Genomic DNA, 24,470 nt, shown 5'->3' with positions numbered 1-24,470 from the left:
TTTGGAAAGGCATACCACTTTTAAAATATGTAATCAACTAAGATATTAGTCTCTTATAATCTTTTTTTAAGATTTCCTTATCATTAAATACACTTTACATCATTGGCATTGGTTTTTAGTTAAACAATTCATTTTTTGTGATTATATGTTTCATTTCTGTTTTTATTTCCTTTATAGCCGTTGAGGGTATTTTCACTTCTTTATTTAAAATAGTTTTCGCCATAGTAACAGCTTTTTCTTTTTGATTGCTTTCTTCATAGAGTTTGGCTAATAAATAAAATGGGTAGAACCTAGAGGGTATCATATTAGCAGCATGTTTATAAGCTATTTCGGACTCTTTGTATTGTTCGATGTTTTTATAAGCATCACCTAAAGCAGTTTCAATAATAGTGGTGTTTAAATGTGTTTTGGCTTGTTCTAAAATTTCTATAGCTTTTTTATCTTGTTTATAAACAGAAAGTACTTTACCATAATTCATTAAAAACTCACCATTATTCTTTAATTTGGGGTAAGCTTCTTCATATTCTTGTATAGCACTTTCATAATCGCCGTATTGGTAACTACTTATAGCTAACTGCCAATTTTTAAAACTGGCATCTAATCTATTTACATAGTTAAAACTAAAAACAGTTATTATAATAATACATGCTACCATTGAAGTCTTTAAAACAAATTTTAAAGGAAAAGCGATTTTAATATTTTGAAATCGCATTATTTTGTTTTGGTCTAACAGAGCTAAACCTGCCAATAACACAACCATAATAAGTTTAATAGGCAGGATTTCCATAGGATATGAAAAAAAGGCAAAAACACCAATAGACAATAGGCTTATTTTTAAAATGACACTTAACTCCTGGTTTTCTTTTCTTGCAGGTGTTCTTATAATGAAGTATAAAATTAGTATCAATATGATAAAACCAAAGACTCCCTGTTCGGTTATAAATTGAATAAACTCATTAAAGGCATAATACGAATTGTCCGCCACCAAAGCTTCTGGAGTTTCTCCATGCTCTGAAAAGTAATGAGCTTGATAGTTCATATAGTAAGCCTTAAAGCGATCAAAACCTACACCAAAAAATGGGTTATCCTTGATAATTTCGGTAGCGGTTTTCCAAATAAATAAACGCCCGTCTGAAGAGCCCTTTTTAAGATGATAAATACCAAATAGACTTATCCCTATAATCAATACAGAACCAGCGATTAAAATAGCTTTTTTTAAATTAGTTAGTTGCTTAAAAAGTGTCTTTAAAATTTGATAACGCAGCTCAAACAAAAGCAGACTAATTATTAAAACAGCTAACCATGCGGCTCTAGATTGTGTAGCGGGAATGATTAGAACAATACTTATTATACCGAGCAAGGGAACATACTCAAATGAAAGTTTTGTTATAGTATTGAGAATTAAATCCCTTTTCGTGCTTGCATTAAACAAAACTAGACTGTTAATCACTTTTTCTCTAAATAGATACAAACCTAAAGCAATTGGAAAAACAGAGGCTAGAAACCCCGCATAAGGCCCAGGATTGAAATAACTTCCTGTTAATTTAAACCCTGAATGATTAGATGGATAATACCCTAATAATTGAAGATTGCCATAAACTGCCTGAATAATACCAGAGATTACAATAGCCAATAGTAACCAGTAAAACGCCCTAATATTTAGGGTTCTAAAAATCAGATAGAGGAATCCAAGCCCTAGTAATTCTATATATCGAATGGAAAAGCTGTAAGTCGTTTGAAAGAAATATCTATTTATTATTATGTAAACGAGAATAATTAATAAAGCAATATCTATATTAGACAACGAAGACTTAGTTTTTTTCGATTTTAAAATCCAAAAAGAGCTAATACCAAACAAAATTATACAGTAATATATAAATATTATAAACTTACTAGTGATTGTTGATTGAGGATAACTTGTTAAATTTATTTGAGGAATGGCAACCAGTAAAAGTACAAGTAAGGCACTTGTTAAAAACTGTTTTGATCCTAAGTAATAAAGAGTTAATTTAATTTTATCACTAAACATAAATTCCTATCCTTTGTTTTTTTAGAGATACTTTTATAGTAAGCACCTTGTTAAAGGTGTAGTTTTTACTTACAAAAACAATCCTGCACTATCCTGTTTGCCTGTTAAAAAATACATCGTAAAAATCAAAGACTCCTTTCTTAGTATGATACATAGAATAAGATAGCTACGTTTTGTACTAGCTACCTGATTACATAAATAGCGATAACATAGACTTGAACCATTTACCTTTGAAATATGATCTTAAATCATTATTTGACAAAAAAACATATTTTAAATTCCACGGAGTATCAACTTTAGTTTTTCCATATCCTGACTCACCTTTTTCTCAACTGCTCTTGCATAAACTTGAGTTGCTGTCAGTTTAGTATAACTCAACAATTTTAGAACCGTTTCACTAAGAAGATCGTTGCTTAAAGCAACAGTAGTTGCAAATGTAAGTCTAGCCATATGAAAGGTAAAATTCCTTTTGATACCGCATAGACCTGCTGTTCCTTTAAATAATTATTCAGTTTTTGGCATGAAAGCTTTGAAAATAGATTTACACTACTTTGGGTTCTAATGTGATCTTTATATTTATCAACTAAGGATTATGCTTGACGCAATAAAGTAATCTGAAATGGTTATGTCTGTTTATACCCTTTTAGACATATCCAAGGATTAACATTTACTCCAATTACAACATTGTTACTAGCCGACTCAATAATATCAATATATAAGACACCTATATTAACGCCGTAAAAACAGGATTAATGCTTATTGATGATGACACCAAAATTATTCCTGGACATGAAACCCTATCAAACAAAAAAGAATACGAAAACTTTTTAAATATGCTAGAAACCGTAAAAACAGCAGTTCTAAAAGAAATTAAAAATGGTAAAACAGAAGATGAAGTTGCTACCAATGGAGCCTTAACAAAAACTTATGACGACTTGGGCTATGGCGACCATTTTATAAATAGCGAAAAAATGAGACGTACTTTCTATAAAAGTTTAAAAGAATAATTGAAAATGTTAATCCATTTTTCTAAAATAAATAAAGCCCTAATTTTTTTTAGGGCTTTATTATATCTCAAGTCAATTTTAATATCACATTAAACTTATTCCATTGTTAATCGATACACATTAGTTTCTCGTTTTACAAAACCTAGTTTTTGATACAATTTATTTCCTGCTACCCGCTCTGGACTGGAAGTTAAATTGATTTTTTTAATGTTATTTTCAGTAGCGTATGTTATTGCGGCTTCAATCAATGCTTTTCCAACACCTTTTCTCCGAGCCGTCTTATTAACCACAACATCTTCAATCCAAACTTTATCACCTGTTGGTATTTTGTTTAACACTAAAGTCATTGTGCCAATAATTTCATTATTTTCTTCTGCTAGAAAAAGCAACGTGTTATCAGAATTAGCAATATCCTCCAAAGATGCCTTGGTTGGCAGCAAACAATCGGAGGTCAGCTGAGCAATTAAAGCTTGCATCGCTTCTAAAACAGCTTCTGTTACCGTAACTAATCGATATATCTTCATAATTACAAAATTAATATTTTAGACAACAAATCTCACTTTTACGCATAAAAAAAGCCTCAAATTTCTTTGAAGCTTTTGCAATTTTGCGGTCTGGACGGGACTCGAACCCGCGACCTTCGCCGTGACAGGGCGACATTCTAACCAGCTGAACTACCAGACCGTTGCACTATTGCGAGTGCGAATATACACTATTATTATAATTTGAACAATTTTACTTTACAATTAAAATAAAAAAGCATCCCTATCTTCTTCACAGAAAAAAGGAAAGCTTCTCATTGGATTACCAAAGTAAACTTTGGCAAACTACTTCCCGAATACATCGGGAACAACACAACTTCTTATTGCCAAAAAAAGCCCTAATTTCTCAGAGCTTGTTTGTTTGCAATTTTTGCGGTCTGGACGGGACTCGAACCCGCGACCTTCGCCGTGACAGGGCGACATTCTAACCAACTGAACTACCAGACCGTTGCATTATTGCGAGTGCAAAGATACATGCTTTTTCAAGTTACACAAACTTTTTTTGTGTTTTTTTGAAAAAAATTTCATCAAACAAACTTCTGGCGCTCTACCATATAGGTTGTCAGGATGTTATTGAAATTTTTATTTATATCGGCTTCAACATATTTTATTTTGTATTGGGCACATTTTAAACGTAATTCCGAAAAGTAATTATTTACAGTTTCACTATAATTCGCCTTAATAGAATCTGCATACAAATTAATATACTCACCCGTTTCAACATCTATAAACCGTTTGGGCTTATTATCAAAATCGAAATCCAATTCCTTTTTCTTATCAAAAACATGAAACAAAACCACTTCGTGTTTGTTATATTTTAAATGACGCAACGCTTCAAAAAGCTTCACCTCATCTTCCGACGTTTGAAACATATCTGTAAACAAGAAAATCAAAGAGCGTCTATGAATGTTTTCGGCAATTTCATGCAAATACTTATAGGTTTCTGTTTGCTTGTTTAAAGGTTTTGATAGCACCGCATGGCTCAACTCATGCAAAAGCATTTGGTGGTGGCGTTCACTCCCCTTTTCCGAAGCATAAAAATCATAAGCATCACTATAAATACTTAAACCCACAGCATCACGCTGTTTCTTTAATATTTGCATTAAAGCAGCCGATGCCAACACCGAAAATCCAATTTTATTCAATGAATCAATCGAAAAATGATCCAAATCGGGATAATGCATCGAACTACTGTTATCCAATATAATATGGCAACGCAAATTCGTTTCATCATCATACCTCTTGGTGTACAATTTTTCAGTTTTAGCAAATAATTTCCAATCTATATGCCGCGTACTTTCACCTGGATTATATATTTTATGTTCCGCAAATTCGGCCGAAAATCCATGAAACGGACTTTTATGCATACCAGCAATAAACCCTTCAACCACCTGCTTTGCAAGTAATCCAAGGTTTTTAAAACCTTCCGCTTTATTAAGTTCGTTTTGTAAATTCATATTAAAATTTCATGTCCTATTGCTAATAATATAGCTAAGCCTATTTATTTTCTATTAAGCAATAGCATCTACAATACCGTAAGCTACCGATTCATCGGCACCCATCCAGTGATCACGATTAAAATCTTTCATCACTTTCTCAAAGGTTTGTCCACAATTATCAGCCAAAATTTGAGCACTTAATTCCTTAGTAATTATAATTTCTTTGGCTGTAATTTCAATATCACTGGCTTGTCCGCGTGCACCTCCACTTGGTTGGTGAATCATAACTCGCGCATGAGGCTGAATAAAACGTTTTCCTTTTTGTCCAGCCGATAAAATCAACGAGCCCATAGAAGCCGCAAAACCTGTACAAACGGTAGACACTTCGCTTTTTAACGCCTTAATACAATCGTAAATAGCAAAACCAGACGTTACATAACCACCCGGACTATTAATATAAAGGGTAATATCCTCGGTTCCTAAAGCATCCAAATACATCAATCTATCCACCACGTGCTTTGCCGAATCATCATCCACTTGCCCCCATAAAAACACTTTACGTTGTGCTATAAAATTACTATCAATTGCGTCTTGAATTTTTTTATGTCCACTCATCTTATTATCATTTAATTTTCATCTAAAATAAAAAAAGGTTCACCATTACGGCAAACCTTTTCAATTTTTCTTTTTTCAATATATTATAAAAGCGCATCAATCGCTTCAGCATAAGTCGCTTTTGGCGCTACACCTACTTGACGACCAACAACCTCACCGTTTTGAAACACCAAAACTGTAGGAATGTTACGTACACCATATTTTGCTGCAAATTCCTGATTGGCATCAACGTCAACCTTACCAACAACGGCTTTACCTTCGTATTCGCTACTTATTTCTTCAATTACTGGTCCAACCATTCTACATGGTCCACACCAAGCTGCCCAAAAATCAACCAATACGGGCTTATCACTTTTTAATACCGTTTCCTCGAACGTTGCATCTGTTATCTCTAATGCCATAATATTATATTTTTTTATTGTTCCTAATTCGTTTTAATAACACAAATTTAGTCAAAAATTTTTCGAATCCTTACAAAGCTATCATTTGTTTTCCCTATAACCGTATTGAGTACAGTTATTTAATATTTTTTTGGCGCTACCACAAGGGTCGGGCTTTCGGCAGTCGCTTTTTTGTGTTGCATAGGCGCAACCACACAAAAAGAGCTTCAACAATGCCTCAATCCCTAGCGCAACTACCCGCCAAATATAGAGTAAACCGTAAAACAAAACAAGCTTGCAAACGCTAATAAACAAAATGCCAACCTAAGCAATAAACCCACATTCTCGAGCATGTTTTATAGCATGCGCACTCGTTTCTACTAATAAAACCGGAGTCGTTTTATAATCACGAAACAACCCAGAAACGCGAAGCATTTTCTTTTTATGTTTTACACTTCTTAAATAAATCGCTAAAATTCTATTGGGAAAAACCTCAGCAATTTCAATATAAATATCAGGATCGTGTTCCCCACAATCCCCAATTAAAATAAACTTCAAGTCCGGATAAGCTTCTAATAAATTGATAATTTCTTTTTGTTTTTCCGGTTTGTCATGCTTTGGTCTTCGTCCAAAAAGACTCGGGAATTTCCTCAAAATAATGGGACCCTCTGGAAATTCATTCCGTTTTAAAAAATAATCTAAGTAACGGTATAAATTCCACGGACTATGACTCACGTAAAAAATAGGATTTGCTTCCTGCCCCGTTTTGCCCTTATGCAATAATTTATAAAATGCCGCAGCCCCTTCTAGCGGTAAACGCTTTCCAGCCGCTCGTAAAAAGGTATTAAAAATAACACGCCATTTAAATTTAGAAACAATTCCGGTATGTATAATGGTATCATCAATATCGCTAATCACTCCAAACTTTGCACTTTGTGCAGGAATAAGCATGGGAGCCAAAAACTTATTTTCCGACTGAATAGAACGTTTTATAATTTTATTTTTGAATGCAAACTCAAAAGTTACCCAACCTTCTTCATCTTGGTATTTACTAATATCATCAACGGTTTCATCTAATAAAAAATAACCTCGGTCATCCGTTTTTGTATAAAACACATAATCATCCCCAAGCTTAACAAGGAGTTCGGCATGTTTTACCTCATCGGTTTCAAAACGTTTCCAGGCATTAATAAGTAACTTTAAAACACTTTTATGCTCTAGATTAATACTTTCATCCTCTAAGGCGCGTCCACGTAAATATACCCGGCTACAAGTACCATAGGTTTGAAATGCTATTATTTGAACAGGGTCTTTTTTTAACATATAGATTTTAAAAATACAAAAAACCACGTTTTTACGTGGTTTTTCAAAATTACTAAAAAAAGAAGTCTTATTAATTTACAACCTCTTCTTTGATAATATTAGTATCATTATTTAAATCTGTAAGACTTGCTCGAACCTCGGCTTCTGTACCTTCAAAATTTTCATAAGTCGTTGTTACTTCTCCATTTTTTGTACTCACGGTTTTTACGACTGCCTTTACTGTTCCATCATTATTTTGGTGCATTTCAATATTTACTTCTTTTTTAACATTAACCTGCTCAACTTCATCGGAAGCCTTAACATAAGCAGTAACGTTATTATCCGGCATCATAATACTTGGTGCAATAACTAAAGCCACAACCGACATTAATTTTAATAATATATTTAACGACGGCCCCGAAGTATCTTTAAACGGGTCTCCAACAGTATCACCAACAACCGCTGCTTTATGCACATCGGTTCCTTTTCTTCCATCCTCTTCTATCGTTTTTTTAGCATTATCCCAAGCACCACCAGCATTAGACTGAAAAATAGCCATAAGGACACCACAAGTCGTTACGCCTGCCAATAACCCTCCTAACATTTCAGGCCCTCCTACACCAAACCAAATCCCTCCAAAACCTACAATTACAGGAACGGCAATGGCTAATAAGCCCGGCAATACCATTTCTCGAATAGAAGCTTTGGTAGAAATATCGATACATTTTCCATAATCGGCAACACCATCGGCAGCATCAAAAATAGCACGGTCAGCTTCAGAGGCTTTAGACATATCCGAATCGTATTTTCGCATCACACCCAACGCCGCTTTAAGCTCCGGAATATCTCTAAACTGTCGACGCACCTCTTCAATCATGGCCATTGCTGCGCGTCCCACCGCATTCATAGATAATGCAGAAAACACAAAAGGCAACATCCCTCCTATTAATAATCCGGCCATAATATCTGGTCTAGACACATCAATAGCGGTTACATGGGCAGTTTTCATAAAAGCGGCAAATAAAGCTAAAGCGGTTAAAGCCGCTGAAGCAATGGCAAAACCTTTCCCTATGGCTGCGGTAGTATTACCAACAGCATCTAATTTATCGGTACGTTCACGAACTTCACTAGGCAACTCTGCCATTTCAGCAATACCACCGGCATTATCGCAAATTGGACCATAAGCATCTACTGCTAACTGAATGCCTGTATTTGCCAACATACCAACGGCAGCAATGGCAATACCATATAAACCTGCAAAATGATGCGATACGATAATAGCCGCTGCAATTAATAAAATAGGTATAGCCGTACTCATCATACCCACACCTAAACCTGCTATAATATTGGTTGCAGCTCCTGTTTCCGATTGTTTTACAATGGACATTACTGGTTTTTTACCTGTGGCCGTATAAAACTCTGTTACTTTTCCAACGGCTAAACCGGCAACTAAACCAGCAATAGTAGCCCAAAATACACCCATAGACGTATAGGTTATTCCTGCATCTACCCAAGACTCGGGTAACATTTGGTTAATTATAAAATAAGAAGCAATTAGCATTAAACCGGCTGAACCAAACTCTCCTATGTTTAAAGCCGTTTGCGGATTACCGCCGTCTTTTACACGTACAAAAAAGGTACCTAAAATAGACATTACAATACCCACCGCAGCAAGTACTAATGGTAAATACACGGCTCCTAAACCATCAAAAGTATCTTGAAATTCTGGCAAAGTAGCATAAATAGCACCTAAAACCATGGTACCTATAATGGAACCAACGTAGGACTCAAATAAATCGGCTCCCATACCGGCAACATCCCCAACATTATCACCAACATTATCTGCAATGGTTGCAGGATTGAGTGGATGATCTTCAGGAATTCCAGCTTCAACCTTCCCTACTAAATCGGCACCAACATCGGCGGCTTTAGTATAAATTCCACCACCAACACGCGCAAATAAAGCAATAGACGATGCTCCTAGAGAAAAGCCTGAAAGCACATTAAGAATTTCTCCTAACTCCCAACCTTGCCCACTATATATCATAAATAAGCCACTAAGCCCTAAGACACCTAAACCAACAACGCCAAGCCCCATTACTGCTCCTCCGGCAAAGGCAACTTCCAAAGCACTTCCTAAAGATTTTCGTGCTGCTTGCGTGGTTCTTACGTTAGCTTTAGTAGCCACTTTCATTCCAATAAATCCAGCTAAAGCTGAGCAAATAGCTCCTACAATAAAAGATACAGCAACCATACCGTTAGACCCAGTCTCATTACTTCCTTTAAAATATAACAACACGGTTACCGCGGCTACAAATACGGCTAAAACTTTATATTCTGCTTTTAAGAAAGCCATAGCACCTGCCGAAATATTCTTGGCAATTCGAGCCATTTTAGGGCCTCCAACATCTTGTTTAGACACCCAAACATTTTTTATAAAAACGAACACTAATGCTAATACCCCAAAAAGAGGTAAAAATTTCACTATTAATTCCATATATCTTGGCTGAGTTAAGTTAATTACTATTTACTAAGCTAAAAATATGAAATTAAAATGATAAAAAAAACCATCTTTAATTAAAGATGGTTCATTTATATTTTGAAATTTTAAGAATTTACTAATTAAATAGTAAAAGTGCGTTTTTTCTTGTGTTCGCTATTTTCATAACGTTCTACACATTCGTGGTAAATATTAATTGCTTCCTGGGCATTACCCCAACCACCAGTATCAACTTTTTTCTTTTCTAAATCTTTATAAACTTGGAAAAAGTGCTCAATTTCTTTTAAACGGTGTGGATTTAAATCGGCAATATCTGCTTTATTACTCCAAATAGGATCGGAAACTGGTACACAGATAATTTTTTCATCTGGCCCTTTTTCATCCGTCATATAAAACACACCTATTGGGCGCACTTCCATTACAACCATAGGGTAGGTAGGTTGATGACCTAAAACTAAAACATCTAAAGGGTCTTTATCTAAAGCTAAAGTTTCTGGAATAAATCCATAATCTCCAGGGTACATCATAGAAGAAAATAACATACGATCGAAACGGATTTTATGCAATGTAAAATCGTACTCATACTTATTTCTACTTCCTTTAGGTATTTCAATTAAAACATCAAAAGTTAAAGCTTTTTCATCACTCATATTAAATCTTATTTTATATCCCTCCAATCGGAAAGAATTTAATTACTTAAAATTAGATTGCAAATGTACTGAACACACAAAGAGTAAACAAGATAAAAACACGCGTTTTAAACTTAACAAAAAGCATTACATCTACTTCATTACATCTTTACATGTTACTAAAAATACATATTACTCTAATTTTATTATATTTTTTTAGCAAAAATAAACATTAATTATTACCAAAATTCAATAAAAATGTTACATCTAGTTTTTATAAAAAATAGTCTTTTTACAACAATAATTTTCCCAATTGGTTCTTTAAAATAAATTATAATTTCCTTAAAAATTAAATCCAAACCCACCGGTAACCCCAAACTTTCTAGCATCTGGATAGTTGGTTTCATTTAAATAATTGCCTCTAAAATTAAAATCGATTCTAAATACTTTAAAAATATTACCAATACCAAAACCATATTCGTAATACGGCTTTTTATTAGGCGCAATTAACGTGATACTGTTTGGCAACCCTGTATTGCTTAATGCGATATTTTCATCAGATAAACCACCTATAACGCCACGAAAACTCACTATTTCTCTCAAGTTCAACTTTCGTAAAAACGGAATTCTAGAAAAAAGACGTCCGTTAAAATTATGTTCTAAATGCACCGATGTATAAGTATCGGAAACGAACTCATAAAAATCAAGCTGAGAAAATGTATTGTATATTGAAAAATAGGACTGATTTCCGGGAATAACACTCAATAGGCCTAATGGAACTTCCCCAAGGGTTTTTCCTGCTTCTACGGTTGTTGTTAAACGGCCAAAAGCACCTATTTGCCAAGGTTGAATGTATGAAAACTGAAGTTTTGTATAATTAAAATCACCGCCAAGAATTCCTTTATCACCACGTGTTATTTGAGTAAATATACTCGCATAATTATCATTGGCATGAAAGCGTTCCACCCCAAAACCTGTCATTTTACGCTTCGGAAAATACGATACCGATAACGAGGATTCAAATTGTTTTATTTCCGATTCTAAGCCACCGTCGGGGGTATTGTAATCTAAACTAAAGGTAGGCGATGCCGATTCTAAAGTACGGTAGTTTCCGCCCAATCTAAAAACGACATTACGCCAAGGTTCAGCTTCAATAGCTAAACTGGTTAAATTAATAGATGTTAGCTTATCATTTGTACTGGTTCCAACAACCGATGACGAGGCTAAACTTCGTCCTAACACATCCGAACTCGTAGTTAAACTCGCGCCAATTTGCTCTACATCACGCCGGTTTCCTCCCGAAATAATGAGTCGACTCTTTTTATCGAGTAACCATTTACCCGAAATGCCGTATTTAAATTTATCATCTTTAAAGCCATAAGCCATAAAACCCTCTAAACGCCATAAATCGTTTTTTCCAAAATAAGTTCTCCCTCCAGCACGCAGGCGTAAACCTTCAACATCATTAAAACCAAAAGTTGAAAATATAGGGCCATAATCTAGCGGTAACGCATTAAATTCAATATAACCGGAAGCCAAAATACTTCCTAAATTATACAAACGTTTAAACTTTTTAACCGTTTTTAAAGTATCCAGCATTTTGTATACCCCTTGCTCGTCTTTATTTAAGCTTTCTAGTCTGTTTTCCGACCAAAACGCATCATCACGATCATAGACATCTTTATCAAAATTATAAACCTCGACGTCGTAGAATTTTTTATCCTTTTCAACATCAAACACATAATCGTTGTACAGCGTTGTACGTTTTCCGTAAATACCACGTGCTTTTTCTTTTTTACTGAATGAGAAATCACTCATCATATAATCGCGCTTCACTAAAAATAGCGAATCGTTTAAAACTTCAAATTCTTGTTCTATATAAATATCTTTTACCCAGTTTATATTAGCACTTTTGGAAGCTTGAAGGTTAATTTCTTTTATAGCGTATGTAGTATCGGCAACCCAAAAATCGCCTTTAAAGGTTAATTCATTTTTACGTCGTGGATAATAAATGATGTTGTAACACCATTTGTTATCGATAAACGAACTATCGGACAACACATAATTATAGGTATTAATTCCTGTTCTAGAGAGTGGACTTACAAAACTCTTATCGAAGAATTTTAAGTAATTATCATACACATTATAATCGTTATATAAATCGTCCACAAAATCAATGATAATTTGATTATCACTAAATCCAGAGTTTTTATTTCCTTTTAAATCTTCTTTTTCTTTTTTTATAATATTATCGCCATAAACGGTAGAAACTGCCTCGTTAATAAACATAGGCAAGTATGTTTTTCCTGTAACCCGAGAAGTATCGACTTGATTGAAAACGAATTCCATACCACGAAATAATTTACTTTTTATTAGTGCGCTATCAATCGTATTTATATCGAATTCTACTTTTTCGTATTTATCGTATTTGTACTGTTTGAACTGTTTTAAACCGTTGCTTCGCTTGTTTTCCCAAATTTTTCGGAGTAAATCTATGGCAGGATTATTTTTTTTAGACTGCTTTCCAGACACAATTAACACTTGATCTAAAGCTGAAGCTTCTTCTATTAAAGTAAAGTTTAAATCGTAATTCACTTTTTTACTTAAAGGAATATCTAAGGTTTCGTAACCTATAAAGGAAACAATAAGGTTACTCCAGGTTTCACTGGATTCTAAATAGAATTTTCCGTTTTCATCGGTTATTGTTCCTTGAGTAGAACCTTTAAATAAAACGTTTGCAAAAGATACAGGCTGTTTATATTCATCAAAAATATAACCGCTCACTTTGGTTTGCGCTCCAATTGAAAGTAATCCAAAAAAGAAAAATATTATAATATATTTTATTTTCATTCGGGGTATTTAACATGTTTAAAAAAAAGGAATTCATAGTCTAATTATTACAGTATTCCTTTCAAAAAAAAACAAATTGGTTATTTTATTATACAAAAAAACTTCATCAACAAGTGTTAATGAAGTTTTTATAACGTAAACTATGTTGTTTTATTTGTATAAAACTTTTTTAACAGCTTTAATAACCTCGTCTTTATTAGGTAACCATTCTTCTAAAAGTACAGGAGAATAAGGCGCAGGTGTATCGGCGGTGTTAATTTTAACAATTGGCGCATCTAAATAGTCGAAAGCTTCACTTTGCACTAAATACGTAATTTCGGTAGCAACACTTCCAAAAGGCCAAGCTTCTTCTAAAATTACCAATCTATTTGTTTTCTTAACCGATTCTAGAATGGCTTTTCTATCCATTGGACGAACGGTACGTAAATCGATAATTTCGCAAGAAATACCTTCTTTTTCTAATTCATCTGCAGCTTTGTATGCTTCTTTAATAATTTTACCGAAAGATACAATAGTAACATCGGTACCTTCACGTTTAATATCGGCAACACCTAAAGGAATAATATATTCTCCTTCTGGCACTTCGCCTTTATCACCATACATTTGCTCACTTTCCATAAAAATAACGGGATCGTCATCACGAATCGCTGCTTTTAAAAGTCCTTTTGCATCATACGGATTAGATGGTACAACCACTTTTAAACCTGGCGTGTTTGCAAACCAGTTTTCGAATGCTTGTGAGTGCGTTGCTCCTAACTGCCCTGCAGATCCTGTTGGACCACGAAATACAATAGGACAATTAAACTGCCCACCAGACATTTGCCTAATTTTTGCAGCATTGTTTATAATTTGATCAATTCCAACTAATGAGAAGTTGAATGTCATGTATTCTACAATTGGTCGGTTACCCGTCATAGTAGAACCAATAGCTACACCTGCAAAACCAAGCTCTGCAATTGGTGTATCAATAACACGTTTTGCTCCAAACTCATCTAGCATCCCTTTAGATGCTTTATACGCACCATTATATTCTGCTACTTCTTCTCCCATTAAATAAATGCTTTCGTCACGACGCATTTCTTCGCTCATGGCTTCACAAATAGCTTCTCTAAATTGAATTGTCTTCATCCTGTCTATTTTAAATCTGGTTGCTAAATTAAAAATTTTATACGAGAAAAATATTGTTTTTTTCACTTTGATTTTGGTTAATTTTAAACATCCCCACAGTAAGTCTCTTTTTTTACTAAAAAATTAGAAAAAAAACCTTTTCAAATAAGCATCTCTAAAACTATAACCACCTCATTTTATAACAAATAATTAAAATGAAACAAAAATTTATTATGCATGCATAGTATTTTTCTGGAAAAATATAATTAACTTCGTAAATTCGAAAAAACATATTCTTACTAAATAGCGATTATTATGAAAATATTAGTGTGTATTAGTCATGTTCCAGACACCACATCCAAAATTAATTTCACAGAAGATCATACGAAATTCGACACCAACGGCGTTCAATTTGTAATAAATCCTTACGATGAATTTGGATTAACACGTGCCATGTGGTTTAAGGAAAAACAAGGCGCAAGTGTAGATGTTGTAAATGTTGGTGGTCCAGAAACAGAACCCACTTTACGTAAAGCATTAGCTATTGGTGCCGATGCAGCCATACGTGTAAATACCGTGGCTACCGATGCTTTTTCCGTGGCTAAACAATTAGCTAATGTTGTTAATAACGGTGGTTACGATTTAGTAATTGCAGGTCGTGAATCTATAGACTATAATGGCGGTATGGTTCCTGGAATGCTAGCGGGTTTAACCAATGCTAATTTTGTAAATAGCTGTATTGGTCTAGAAATAGATGGTACAAAGGCTACCGCAGTTAGAGAAATTGATGGTGGAAAAGAAACCATTTCTGCAAGCTTACCTTTAGTAATTGGCGGACAAAAAGGCTTAGTAGAAGAAAGTGATTTACGAATACCTAACATGCGTGGAATTATGATGGCCCGTAAAAAACCATTAACCGTGGTTGAGCCTATTGAAGCTTCAGTAGAAACACAATCCGTTTCTTTTGAAAAACCAGAACCAAAAGGCTCCGTTACTTTAGTATCTCCAGATAATTTAGACGAGTTAATTAACTTACTTCATAACGAAGCTAAGGTGATTTAATCTCTGATTAAATCATCCTGAATTTATTTCAGGATATTTTGATGATAACGGAAAATTAATAAAATTCTCATCTTCATGGGAATAACAAAAAACAAAGAATATATTATGTCAGTTTTAGTATATACAGAATCAGAACAAGGTCATTATAAAAAAGCAGCTTTAGAAGTTGCTTCTTACGCCAAAGCGGTTGCCGATCAATTAGGCACAACAGTTACGGCTGTAAGTATAAACGTTGCCAACACTTCAACCTTAGGAAATTACGGGGTAGATAAAGTGTTAAATATTAGCAACACACAGTTAGAAAAATTTAGCGCTAGTACTTATGCTAACGTTATTAAACAAGCGGCAGAAAATGAAAGTGCCAAAGTAATTATTGTAAGTTCTAGTGCCGACAGTAAGTATTTAGCCCCACTTTTAGCGGTGGAATTAAACGCTGGTTACGCCTCTAATGTGGTTGCTGTACCATCAAATACAAGTCCATTTACAGTTAAACGTCCTGCTTTTACAAATAAAGCCTTCGAAAATATTCAAATAAATACCGAAGTAAAAATTATTGGAGTTTCTAATAACGCTTACGGTTTAGTAGAAAATAGTAGTAGCGCTTCCGCGGAAGATTTTGCGCCAACTATTCTAGAGTCATCAATAAACGTTGAATCTGTAGATAAAGCAACAGACAAAGTAACTATAGCAGATGCTGAAATAGTAGTTTCTGGTGGTCGTGGACTAAAAGGTCCTGAAAACTGGGGCATGATTGAAGAATTAGCCGAAGTTTTAGGAGCGGCAACCGCTTGCTCGAAACCCGTATCCGATTTAGGATGGAGACCACATGCAGAACACGTTGGGCAAACAGGAAAACCCGTTGCTTCCAACTTATACATTGCTATTGGGATTTCTGGTGCCATACAACATTTAGCAGGTATTAATGCCTCTAAAGTAAAAGTGGTTATTAACACAGATCCCGAAGCTCCGTTTTTTAAAGCAGCCGATTACGGCGTTGTGGGCGATGCTTTTCAAGTGGTTCCAGAACTCATTGAAAAATTAAAAGCTTTTAAATCGCAACAATAAATTATTTTTTTATAAATTGTAATTCTCATTTAGAACTGATTAAATTAGAATTTACCCATCATCGAGTTGGTAAAGTCCTAATTTAAACAGTTCTTTGCGTTTTTATTAATTATGAGTTTAGTAAGATTAAACATTAAAGGAATTTCCTATAGCCAAACCCAAAACGGTGCTTATGCATTAATTTTAAACGAAGTGGATGGCGACCGTAAACTCCCCATAGTTATTGGAGCCTTTGAGGCACAATCTATTGCCATTGCTTTAGAGAAAGAAATTAGTCCACCAAGACCTTTAACCCACGATTTATTTAAAAATTTCGCCGATCGTTTCGATATTATTGTAAAACAAGTGATTATTCATAAGTTGGTAGATGGTGTATTCTACTCAAGCTTAATTTGCGAACGCGATAAAATTGAAGAAATTATAGACGCTAGAACCAGCGATGCTATTGCTTTAGCACTACGTTTTCAAGCGCCTATTTTTACGTTTAAAAATATTCTTGATAAAGCCGGTATTTACTTAAAAGTAAATCCTAAAAAAGAAGACGAAGATACCGAAGACCATATTTTAATGGACGAATTGGTATCAAATGACCTAGAAACTCAAGAAGAACCGGGTGAGAGCTTTAAAACAAAATCATTAGAAGAACTTCATAGTTTATTAGATGAAGCCGTTTCCAATGAAGATTACGAAAAGGCAGCCCATATTCGTGACGAAATTTCAAAAAGAGAATAATCCCTAAGCCCATAATATGAGAAAGTTGTTTTTAATTACTGTTGCTTTGTTTTTAGTTTTAACGACAACACTTACGGCACAGAGTGTAAACGACACGGTACCTACTGAAATTAATCAAACAACAGTTGCGCATAGCAGTACTGTTCAAGATTCCGCAGTGGTTACCAAAGCAACATTAAACGCAGAACAAGTTTCTGAATCTACACAAGCAAAACCACAAGTAGCAACATCTGCAATTATTCCAAGTGAAGGCTTTACTTTTAACAGTCTATGGCGTGGTGCTTTAGGAATGATTACTCTAATTTTTGTAGCCTTTCTTTTTAGCAGTAATAGAAAGGCAATCGACTGGAAAATTGTTATTATCGGTCTAGCTTTTCAACTTTTAATTGCTATCGGCGTTTTAAAAGTAGAATTTATAAAAACCATTTTTGAATTTATTGGAAGCCTATTTGTTAACGTCCTAGATTTTACAAGGGCTGGAAGCAAATTTCTATTTGAAGGTTTAGTAGTCGATATGGACACCTTCGGATTTATTTTTGCTTTTCAAGTACTTCCAACGATTATATTTTTTTCTGCATTAACCTCTGTTTTATTCTATTTAGGGATCATTCAACGCGTAGTAAAAGCTATGGCTTGGTTGCTTTCTAAAACATTAAAAATATCAGGAGCAGAAAGTTTAAGTGTTGCAGGAAACATCTTTTTAGGTCAAACAGAGGCGCCCCTTTTAATCAAAGCATATTTGGAGAAAATGAATAAATCTGAAATGCTATTGGTTATGATTGGTGGTATGGCAACCGTTGCGGGAGCTGTATTAGCCGCATATATTGGTTTTTTAGGTGGCGATGATGCTGAATTAAGATTGTTCTACGCTAAACACTTATTAGCCGCTTCAGTTATGGCAGCACCGGGAGCTATAGTCATTTCAAAAATATTATATCCACAAACCGAAGATGTTAATACCGATGTTTCGGTGTCTCAAGAAAAAATAGGATCTAATTTCCTTGATGCTATTGCAAACGGTACCACAGAAGGTTTAAAACTCGCTGTAAATGTTGGAGCTATGTTATTGGTTTTTGTAGCCTTTATTGCCATGTTTAACGGCATACTTGGTTGGGTGGGCGATGTTACATCTATAAACCATTGGATTGCTAATAACACTTCTTACGCTAAACTATCTATTGAACTTATTTTAGGCTATGCCTTTGCACCACTCATGTGGCTTATTGGCGTTGCTAAAGAAGATATGGCCTTAATGGGACAACTTTTGGGAATTAAATTGGCTGCCAGCGAATTTATTGGATATATACAATTACGCGATTTAAAAAACGCAGCAAACCTAACACACTTAACCTACGAGAAATCGATAATAATGGCAACATACATGCTTTGTGGATTTGCTAATTTTGCTTCAATAGGTATTCAAATTGGTGGTATTGGTTCTTTGGCTCCAGGACAACGCAAAACCTTATCAAATTTTGGTATGAAAGCGCTTATTGGGGGTACAATTGCTTCCTTAATTTCGGCAACGATCGCCGGAATGATTATCGGATAATTAATAAACTAAATTAAAATGAAAACACATTCAGGATATGAAAAGTGTTTTTTCTTTATTTTTGTCTAAATTTCAACTATAATTCTCGCTTTGGCGAACCATTAAATATGAAACAATACCACGACTTAGTAAAACACGTTTTAGAAAACGGAAATGAAAAAGGAGACCGCACTGGTACAGGAACTAAAAGTGTTTTTGGTTATCAAATGCGTTTCGATTTAAGTGAAGGTTTCCCGATGTTAACCACAAAAAAGCTGCATCTAAAATCTATAATTTACGAACTGCTTTGGTTTTTAAAAGGAGATACCAACACCAAGTATTTAAATGAAAATGGTGTTCGCATTTGGAATGAATGGGCCGATGACCATGGCGATCTTGGTCCTGTTTACGGCTATCAATGGCGTAATTGGAATGGTGATGATATCGATCAAATTAAAGAGGTTATTGAAAGTTTAAAAACCAATCCAAATAGTAGACGGATGCTCGTTTCTGCATGGAATCCATCGGTTTTACCAGATAATTCAAAATCGTTTAGTGAAAACGTTGCCAACGGCAAAGCGGCACTCCCGCCTTGTCATGCTTTTTTTCAATTTTATGTCGCCAACGGAAAACTATCCTGCCAACTTTATCAACGTAGTGCCGATATCTTTTTAGGCGTACCGTTCAATATTGCATCCTATGCTTTATTCACCATGATGGTGGCGCAAGTTTGTGGTTACGAAGCTGGGGAATTTATCCACACCTTTGGTGATGCTCATATTTACAGCAACCATTTTGAACAATTAGAATTACAACTTTCAAGAGATATTCGTCCGTTACCAAAAATGAAAATCAATCCTGAAATTAAAGATATTTTCAATTTCGATTTTAGTGATTTCACTTTAGAAGATTACAACCCACACCCTCATATTAAAGGAAAAGTAGCCATTTAATATAAAACATAAAAAGGCCTTCTAAATAATTTAGAAAGCCTTTTTTATATAAAATATTGTATATTTATTAAACTGTAACTACACTATTATCAGCAGAAGCAAAATCACTCCATACATAAGAATCTGCTTCAGTATCATTAATGTAATCACCATCAACTACATATTTAAACTCGTATGAATTCTCAATATCTAAATCTACAGTTCCTTTAAAAGTTCCGTTTTTTAATTTTTTAAGCGGTGTTGCTTTTTCATCCCATTCATTAAAGCTTCCAACAACAGAAACTTTTTTTGCTTCTTCTGCTTCTATACTAAAAGTAACTTTACAAACGGGTTTACTTTTTAAAAATTGTTTTTTAATAGCCATAGTCAAATATGTTGTTTTATAATACAAATTTAAAAAAGTTTTCAAACGAAATACTATTTAGATTGCTTAACATCAAAAAATTATCATTTTAATAATATGCATTCTAATTAATTTAATGCAAATAAGAAAATAAGGATGATTTTTATAAATTTAACAATTAAAAAACCATCTTTTATATTGATTTTCAATGGGTTTTAATCACATAAACACCTCTATTCCCAGAAAATACGACAGTTTAAATAAACTTCGGCATATCATTAAAAAGTTATAACTTTACATCTATTATTTTTACATCATGTTCGGAAAAAAAAAGCCCAATACTCAAATCGATAAGGACCAATTAGAACTTATAGAAAATGCACAGAAACGCATTAGACAAAAGAAAAGATTGTACATACATTTTGTCATCTTTCTTCTTGGTGCTGTTTTTTTAATTATTGCTAACACCGTTTTAGGCATTGGAAAAAATGTAACACCTTTTGGTAAAGATTGGTTTTTATACGCCATTCTTGCTTGGTCATTTTTCTTTATTTACCATTTTTTAAATGTATTTATCACACAGAAATTCATGGGAAAAGCTTGGGAAAAGCAACAATTGGAAAAACTCGTAGCAAAACAACAAGCGCGTATTGAAGTTTTAAAAACAAAGCTTGAAAAGGAAGAAAAACATATTATCAAAAGTGAAGTCTTTAAAAATGAGCAACAAGTAAACAACGCATTGACTTCCAAAACACAAGAACTTACTATTATTGTTGCTGCCGCAGAAAATGATGCCATTGGAAAAGGCAATAAATTGATTTGGCATTTAAGCGACGATTTAAAACGTTTTAAAACCCTAACAAATAATCACCACATTATTATGGGGCGCAAAACATTTGAAAGCTTCCCAAAACCTTTACCAAACCGTACGCATGTGGTTATTACACGTCAAACCGACTATAAAGTCCCCGAAGGCGTTGTTGTTGTAAACAGCCTAGAAGAAGCCGTTAACGCCTGTAAAACAGATTCTCAACCCTATATTATTGGTGGTGGTGAAATTTATAAACAAGCTATGGCTATTGCTGATAAAATTGAACTGACAAGAGTTCACGAAAGTTTTGATGCCGATACCTATTTCCCAAAAGTAGATCCTACCGTTTGGAAAGAAACAGCGCATAAATTTCATAGTAAAGATGGAAAACATGATTACGAATTCACCTTTTTAACTTACCAAAGAAAATAAAAAGCATCCCTAAATTTAGATTTCCTATTTAATAGTTATGGTAAAAGAACTTCAGCTTCGTATTACATTAAAAGAAGAAGAACGCAGTGATATTTTAGTTTTAAAATCTGCTTTAAAATTAGATATTGACCGCGAAGATATTACTGGCGTAAAAGTTTTAAGAAAATCTATTGATGCTAGAAAACCCAAAATAATTCTCAACTATAAAGTCGCCGTATATATTCGTGAAGCTTTACCAAAAGATTCAGATTACACCTTTGATTATAAAGATGTTTCTAAAGCTAAACCTGTTCATATTATTGGTTTTGGTCCCGCAGGTATGTATGCCGCTTTGCGTTGTATAGAATTGGGTTTTAAACCTATTGTTTTAGAGCGCGGAAAGAATGTAAAAGACCGTCGTCGCGATTTAAAAGCCATAAACCAGGATCATTTTGTAAACGAAGATTCCAACTATTGTTTTGGCGAAGGTGGCGCAGGAACCTATAGCGACGGGAAATTATACACCCGAAGTTTAAAACGTGGCGATGTGCGTCGTATTTTTGAAAACTTAGTGTTTCACGGGGCAACCGATCAAATTTTAGTTGATGCTCATCCGCATATTGGGACAAACAAACTCCCAAAAGTGGTTCAGAATATTCGGGAAACCATTTTAAATTATGGTGGCGAAATACATTTTGAAACCCGTGTTACCGATTTCATTATAAAGGATAATACTATTAAAGCCATTCAGCTTTTAAATAAAGAAGAAATCCCTGTTGATAAAGTCATTTTAGCAACCGGGCATTCCGCACGAGACATCTTTTATTTACTTCATAAAAAAGACATCGCTTTAGAAGCAAAATCATTTGCCATGGGCGTTCGTGTAGAGCATCCGCAACATATTATCGATTCTATTCAATACCATTGCTCTGGCGATCGTCACGAGCTTTTACCCGCCGCCTCTTACGGATTGGTACAACAAGTTAACCATCGTGGGGTATACTCATTCTGTATGTGTCCTGGCGGATTTATTGTTCCGGCCGCAACTGCAAACGGTGAAGTGGTCGTTAATGGTATGTCGCCATCGAAACGAAATAATTTATTTGCGAATTCAGGTATTGTTGTTGAGATTGATGTGCACAAAGATTTACCAAAATATGAAAAATTTGGGGTATTGAAAGGTTTAGAATATCAGAAGAATTTAGAACGTTTAGCTTTTACCGCAGGCGGAAGAAGTCAAGTCGCACCCGCGCAACGTTTAACCGATTTTGTAGACGGTAAGTTATCGTCTAGTTTAAATCCTACTTCATATCAACCCGGATTAAACTCAGCACCTTTACATTCCCTTTTACCAAAATTTATTGGAAGCCGATTACGAAAAGGTTTCCAAGCATTTGGACAAAAAATGAAAGGATATCACACCGAAGAAGCTAACGTTGTTGGTGTAGAATCTCGAACCTCATCGCCCGTATCTATTCCTAGAAAAGACAACCTAGCACATCCTGAAATTTCAAACTTATTCCCTTGCGGGGAAGGTGGCGGATACGCTGGCGGCATTGTTTCTGCCGCTATGGATGGCGAACGTTGTGCTGAAGCTGCAACCAGAAACTTATAATTCTATATTGATTTTTATTAGAAATCTAGCTAAAACCATTAAAACTATAGATAATAGTTAATAATTCTTATTTTTGCACACTAAAAATAGATTAACTTATGAACGCATATATTTTTCCAGGCCAAGGCGCACAATTTTCAGGAATGGGTTTAGACCTTTATGAAAACTCACCTTTAGCACAAAGTTTATTCGAAAAAGCTAATGATATCTTAGGCTTTCACATTACCGATGTGATGTTTGAAGGTTCTGCGGAAGACTTAAAAGAAACCAAAGTGACCCAACCGGCTATATTTTTACACTCTGTAATTTTAGCAAAAACATTAGGTGAAAACTTTAAACCTGATATGGTAGCAGGACATTCCTTAGGTGAATTCTCTGCGTTAGTAGCTGCTGGTGCTTTAACCTTTGAAGACGGTTTAAAACTCGTTTCTCAACGTGCTATCGCCATGCAAAAAGCTTGCGAAATACAACCAAGTACTATGGCCGCCGTTTTAGGTTTAGAAGATGCTGCTGTTGAAAAAGTATGCCAAGACATCGACGGTGTTGTTGTTGCAGCAAACTACAACTGCCCGGGTCAATTAGTAATTTCGGGAGAAGTTGAGGCTATAAACAAAGCTTGCGAAGCTTTAAAAGAAGCCGGAGCACGTCGAGCATTAGTATTACCTGTTGGTGGTGCTTTCCACTCACCAATGATGGAACCAGCTCGTGAAGAATTAGCAGCAGCCATTGAAAACACAACCTTCAGCAAACCAAATTGCCCCATTTATCAAAACGTAACAGCCACTGCTATTACCGATGAATCGGAAATAAAAGCCAATTTAATTTCGCAACTTACTGCGCCTGTACGTTGGACACAATCTGTACAACAAATGATAGCAGATGGTGCTACTTTATTTACTGAAGTGGGGCCAGGAAAAGTACTTCAAGGTTTAGTGAAAAAAATTAATAGAGCTTCAGAAACCGCTTCTGCAACTTTAGATACCTCGAAGTAAATGAAACTTACCAAACGCTCCATTTACATTTTTGCCGTTATTATTTTAACTATTGCTGCCGATCAAATTTCGAAAGTATTAGTTCGAAATACTATTGTTGGTCGTACCGACACGCATCCAGGCGAACGTATTTCTTTAATAGGCGATGCTTTCATTATGATGAATGTTGAAAATACGGGCGCTTTTTTAGGCATGGGAAGCGATTTAAACCCAACCCTTAGAATTATTTTATTACTCATTCTACCTATCGTGGTTTTAGCTTTTGTTTTACGTCATATTTTAAAAGATACCAGTTTAGATAATTGGTCGCTTTTTGCTTTTGCAAGTATTATAGGTGGCGGAATTGCTAATGTTTACGACCGCGTCGTTTATGGCTCTGTAACCGATTTTTTCTTTATTGATTTAGGAGGTGTTTTTAGAACCGGTATTTTTAACCTCGCCGATATGTCGGTGACGGCTGGAATGATTATTTTGGTATTTATGAGTTTTAAGAAAAAGAAGAAAACTGAAGTATAAAAAGATTTATAGACTCGCTGTGCTTTTAAACTCTAAAGG

21 protein-coding genes and 2 tRNA genes are annotated in these 24,470 nt (G+C 34.7%); 10 read left to right on the top strand and 13 right to left on the bottom strand.

The annotated features are described in order from the left end of the window. Positions 1–115: 115 nt before the first annotated feature. Positions 116–1,633: an O-antigen ligase family protein gene (locus FQU21_RS10115; RefSeq protein WP_187269363.1), complete on the bottom strand. Its 1,518-nt coding sequence runs from the start codon at positions 1,631–1,633 to the stop codon at positions 116–118. A gap of 1,148 nt (positions 1,634–2,781) precedes the next feature. Between FQU21_RS10115 and FQU21_RS10110 the strand changes: the two genes are divergently transcribed. Beyond that, positions 2,782–3,036 (top strand): hypothetical protein, encoded by a 255-nt coding sequence (locus FQU21_RS10110; protein WP_147677875.1) that lies wholly within the window; start codon positions 2,782–2,784, stop codon positions 3,034–3,036. Between the two features lie 95 nt (positions 3,037–3,131). Here FQU21_RS10110 and FQU21_RS10105 read toward each other — a convergent pair whose 3' ends face one another. The 11 genes from FQU21_RS10105 to FQU21_RS10055 all read right to left on the bottom strand — a co-directional run bounded on the left by FQU21_RS10105 (position 3,132) and on the right by FQU21_RS10055 (position 14,421). Further along, positions 3,132–3,560, bottom strand: coding sequence for a GNAT family N-acetyltransferase (locus tag FQU21_RS10105; RefSeq protein ID WP_147677874.1), 429 nt, complete (start codon positions 3,558–3,560; stop codon positions 3,132–3,134). Between the two features lie 86 nt (positions 3,561–3,646). Continuing rightward, a tRNA-Asp gene (locus FQU21_RS10100) sits at positions 3,647–3,720 on the bottom strand. Positions 3,721–3,951: 231 nt separating this feature from the next. Continuing rightward, positions 3,952–4,025, bottom strand: a tRNA-Asp gene (locus FQU21_RS10095). A gap of 80 nt (positions 4,026–4,105) precedes the next feature. Further along, complete coding sequence (locus FQU21_RS10090; RefSeq protein ID WP_147677873.1) at positions 4,106–5,035, bottom strand: DUF58 domain-containing protein; 930 nt, start codon at positions 5,033–5,035, stop codon at positions 4,106–4,108. 54 nt (positions 5,036–5,089) lie between these two features. Further along, positions 5,090–5,632, bottom strand: a complete 543-nt coding sequence (locus FQU21_RS10085; protein WP_147677872.1) for a ClpP family protease — start codon at positions 5,630–5,632, stop codon at positions 5,090–5,092. Between the two features lie 83 nt (positions 5,633–5,715). Continuing rightward, positions 5,716–6,033, bottom strand: a complete 318-nt coding sequence (gene trxA, locus FQU21_RS10080) for a thioredoxin (protein WP_042496930.1) — start codon at positions 6,031–6,033, stop codon at positions 5,716–5,718. 303 nt (positions 6,034–6,336) lie between these two features. Further along, the gene (locus FQU21_RS10075; RefSeq protein ID WP_147677871.1) at positions 6,337–7,335 is read right to left on the bottom strand and encodes an App1 family protein; all 999 of its coding nucleotides are present in this window, start codon (positions 7,333–7,335) and stop codon (positions 6,337–6,339) included. A 70-nt stretch (positions 7,336–7,405) separates the two neighbouring features. After that, a complete protein-coding gene (locus FQU21_RS10070; RefSeq protein WP_147677870.1) occupies positions 7,406–9,811 on the bottom strand; it encodes a sodium-translocating pyrophosphatase in 2,406 nt (801 codons plus the stop codon). 125 nt (positions 9,812–9,936) lie between these two features. Next, positions 9,937–10,464: an inorganic diphosphatase gene (locus FQU21_RS10065; RefSeq protein WP_147677869.1), complete on the bottom strand. Its 528-nt coding sequence runs from the start codon at positions 10,462–10,464 to the stop codon at positions 9,937–9,939. A 321-nt stretch (positions 10,465–10,785) separates the two neighbouring features. Next, positions 10,786–13,293, bottom strand: a complete 2,508-nt coding sequence (locus FQU21_RS10060; protein ID WP_147677868.1) for a DUF5686 and carboxypeptidase-like regulatory domain-containing protein — start codon at positions 13,291–13,293, stop codon at positions 10,786–10,788. A 150-nt stretch (positions 13,294–13,443) separates the two neighbouring features. Then, positions 13,444–14,421 carry a pyruvate dehydrogenase complex E1 component subunit beta gene (locus tag FQU21_RS10055; protein WP_147677867.1) on the bottom strand — a complete coding sequence of 326 codons (978 nt, stop codon included), beginning with the start codon at positions 14,419–14,421 and terminating at the stop codon, positions 13,444–13,446. 294 nt (positions 14,422–14,715) lie between these two features. Here FQU21_RS10055 and FQU21_RS10050 point away from each other — a divergent pair, with 294 nt between their 5' ends. The 5 genes from FQU21_RS10050 to FQU21_RS10030 all read left to right on the top strand — a co-directional run bounded on the left by FQU21_RS10050 (position 14,716) and on the right by FQU21_RS10030 (position 19,743). Next, positions 14,716–15,462: an electron transfer flavoprotein subunit beta/FixA family protein gene (locus FQU21_RS10050; RefSeq protein WP_147677866.1), complete on the top strand. Its 747-nt coding sequence runs from the start codon at positions 14,716–14,718 to the stop codon at positions 15,460–15,462. Between the two features lie 105 nt (positions 15,463–15,567). Beyond that, complete coding sequence (locus FQU21_RS10045) at positions 15,568–16,527, top strand: electron transfer flavoprotein subunit alpha/FixB family protein (protein ID WP_147677865.1); 960 nt, start codon at positions 15,568–15,570, stop codon at positions 16,525–16,527. Between the two features lie 111 nt (positions 16,528–16,638). After that, the gene (locus FQU21_RS10040; RefSeq protein WP_147677864.1) at positions 16,639–17,259 is read left to right on the top strand and encodes a bifunctional nuclease family protein; all 621 of its coding nucleotides are present in this window, start codon (positions 16,639–16,641) and stop codon (positions 17,257–17,259) included. A 16-nt stretch (positions 17,260–17,275) separates the two neighbouring features. Next, positions 17,276–18,811, top strand: a complete 1,536-nt coding sequence (locus FQU21_RS10035; protein ID WP_147677863.1) for a NupC/NupG family nucleoside CNT transporter — start codon at positions 17,276–17,278, stop codon at positions 18,809–18,811. A gap of 107 nt (positions 18,812–18,918) precedes the next feature. Continuing rightward, positions 18,919–19,743, top strand: coding sequence for a thymidylate synthase (locus tag FQU21_RS10030; protein ID WP_147677862.1), 825 nt, complete (start codon positions 18,919–18,921; stop codon positions 19,741–19,743). A gap of 67 nt (positions 19,744–19,810) precedes the next feature. On the opposite strand, the gene FQU21_RS10025 is transcribed toward FQU21_RS10030, so the two are convergent. Continuing rightward, positions 19,811–20,107, bottom strand: coding sequence for an isoamylase early set domain-containing protein (locus FQU21_RS10025; RefSeq protein ID WP_147677861.1), 297 nt, complete (start codon positions 20,105–20,107; stop codon positions 19,811–19,813). 295 nt (positions 20,108–20,402) lie between these two features. On the opposite strand from FQU21_RS10025, the gene FQU21_RS10020 reads away from it, so the two are divergent. From FQU21_RS10020 to lspA, 4 genes are all read left to right on the top strand, one after another. Continuing rightward, entirely contained in the window at positions 20,403–21,329 is a 927-nt protein-coding gene (locus FQU21_RS10020) for a dihydrofolate reductase (protein ID WP_147677860.1), read from the top strand. A gap of 37 nt (positions 21,330–21,366) precedes the next feature. Further along, positions 21,367–22,923, top strand: a complete 1,557-nt coding sequence (locus tag FQU21_RS10015) for an NAD(P)/FAD-dependent oxidoreductase (protein ID WP_147677859.1) — start codon at positions 21,367–21,369, stop codon at positions 22,921–22,923. A gap of 98 nt (positions 22,924–23,021) precedes the next feature. Further along, positions 23,022–23,915, top strand: a complete 894-nt coding sequence (fabD, locus tag FQU21_RS10010) for an ACP S-malonyltransferase (protein ID WP_147677858.1) — start codon at positions 23,022–23,024, stop codon at positions 23,913–23,915. Next, complete coding sequence (gene lspA, locus FQU21_RS10005; protein WP_147677857.1) at positions 23,916–24,431, top strand: signal peptidase II; 516 nt, start codon at positions 23,916–23,918, stop codon at positions 24,429–24,431. Positions 24,432–24,470 lie beyond the last annotated feature (39 nt).

Source organism: Algibacter pacificus (assembly GCF_008033385.1).
Classification (GTDB): domain Bacteria; phylum Bacteroidota; class Bacteroidia; order Flavobacteriales; family Flavobacteriaceae; genus Algibacter; species Algibacter pacificus.
The sequence above is the reverse complement of the archived record's forward strand: the minus strand, read 5'-3'. Positions and strand labels throughout refer to the sequence as shown.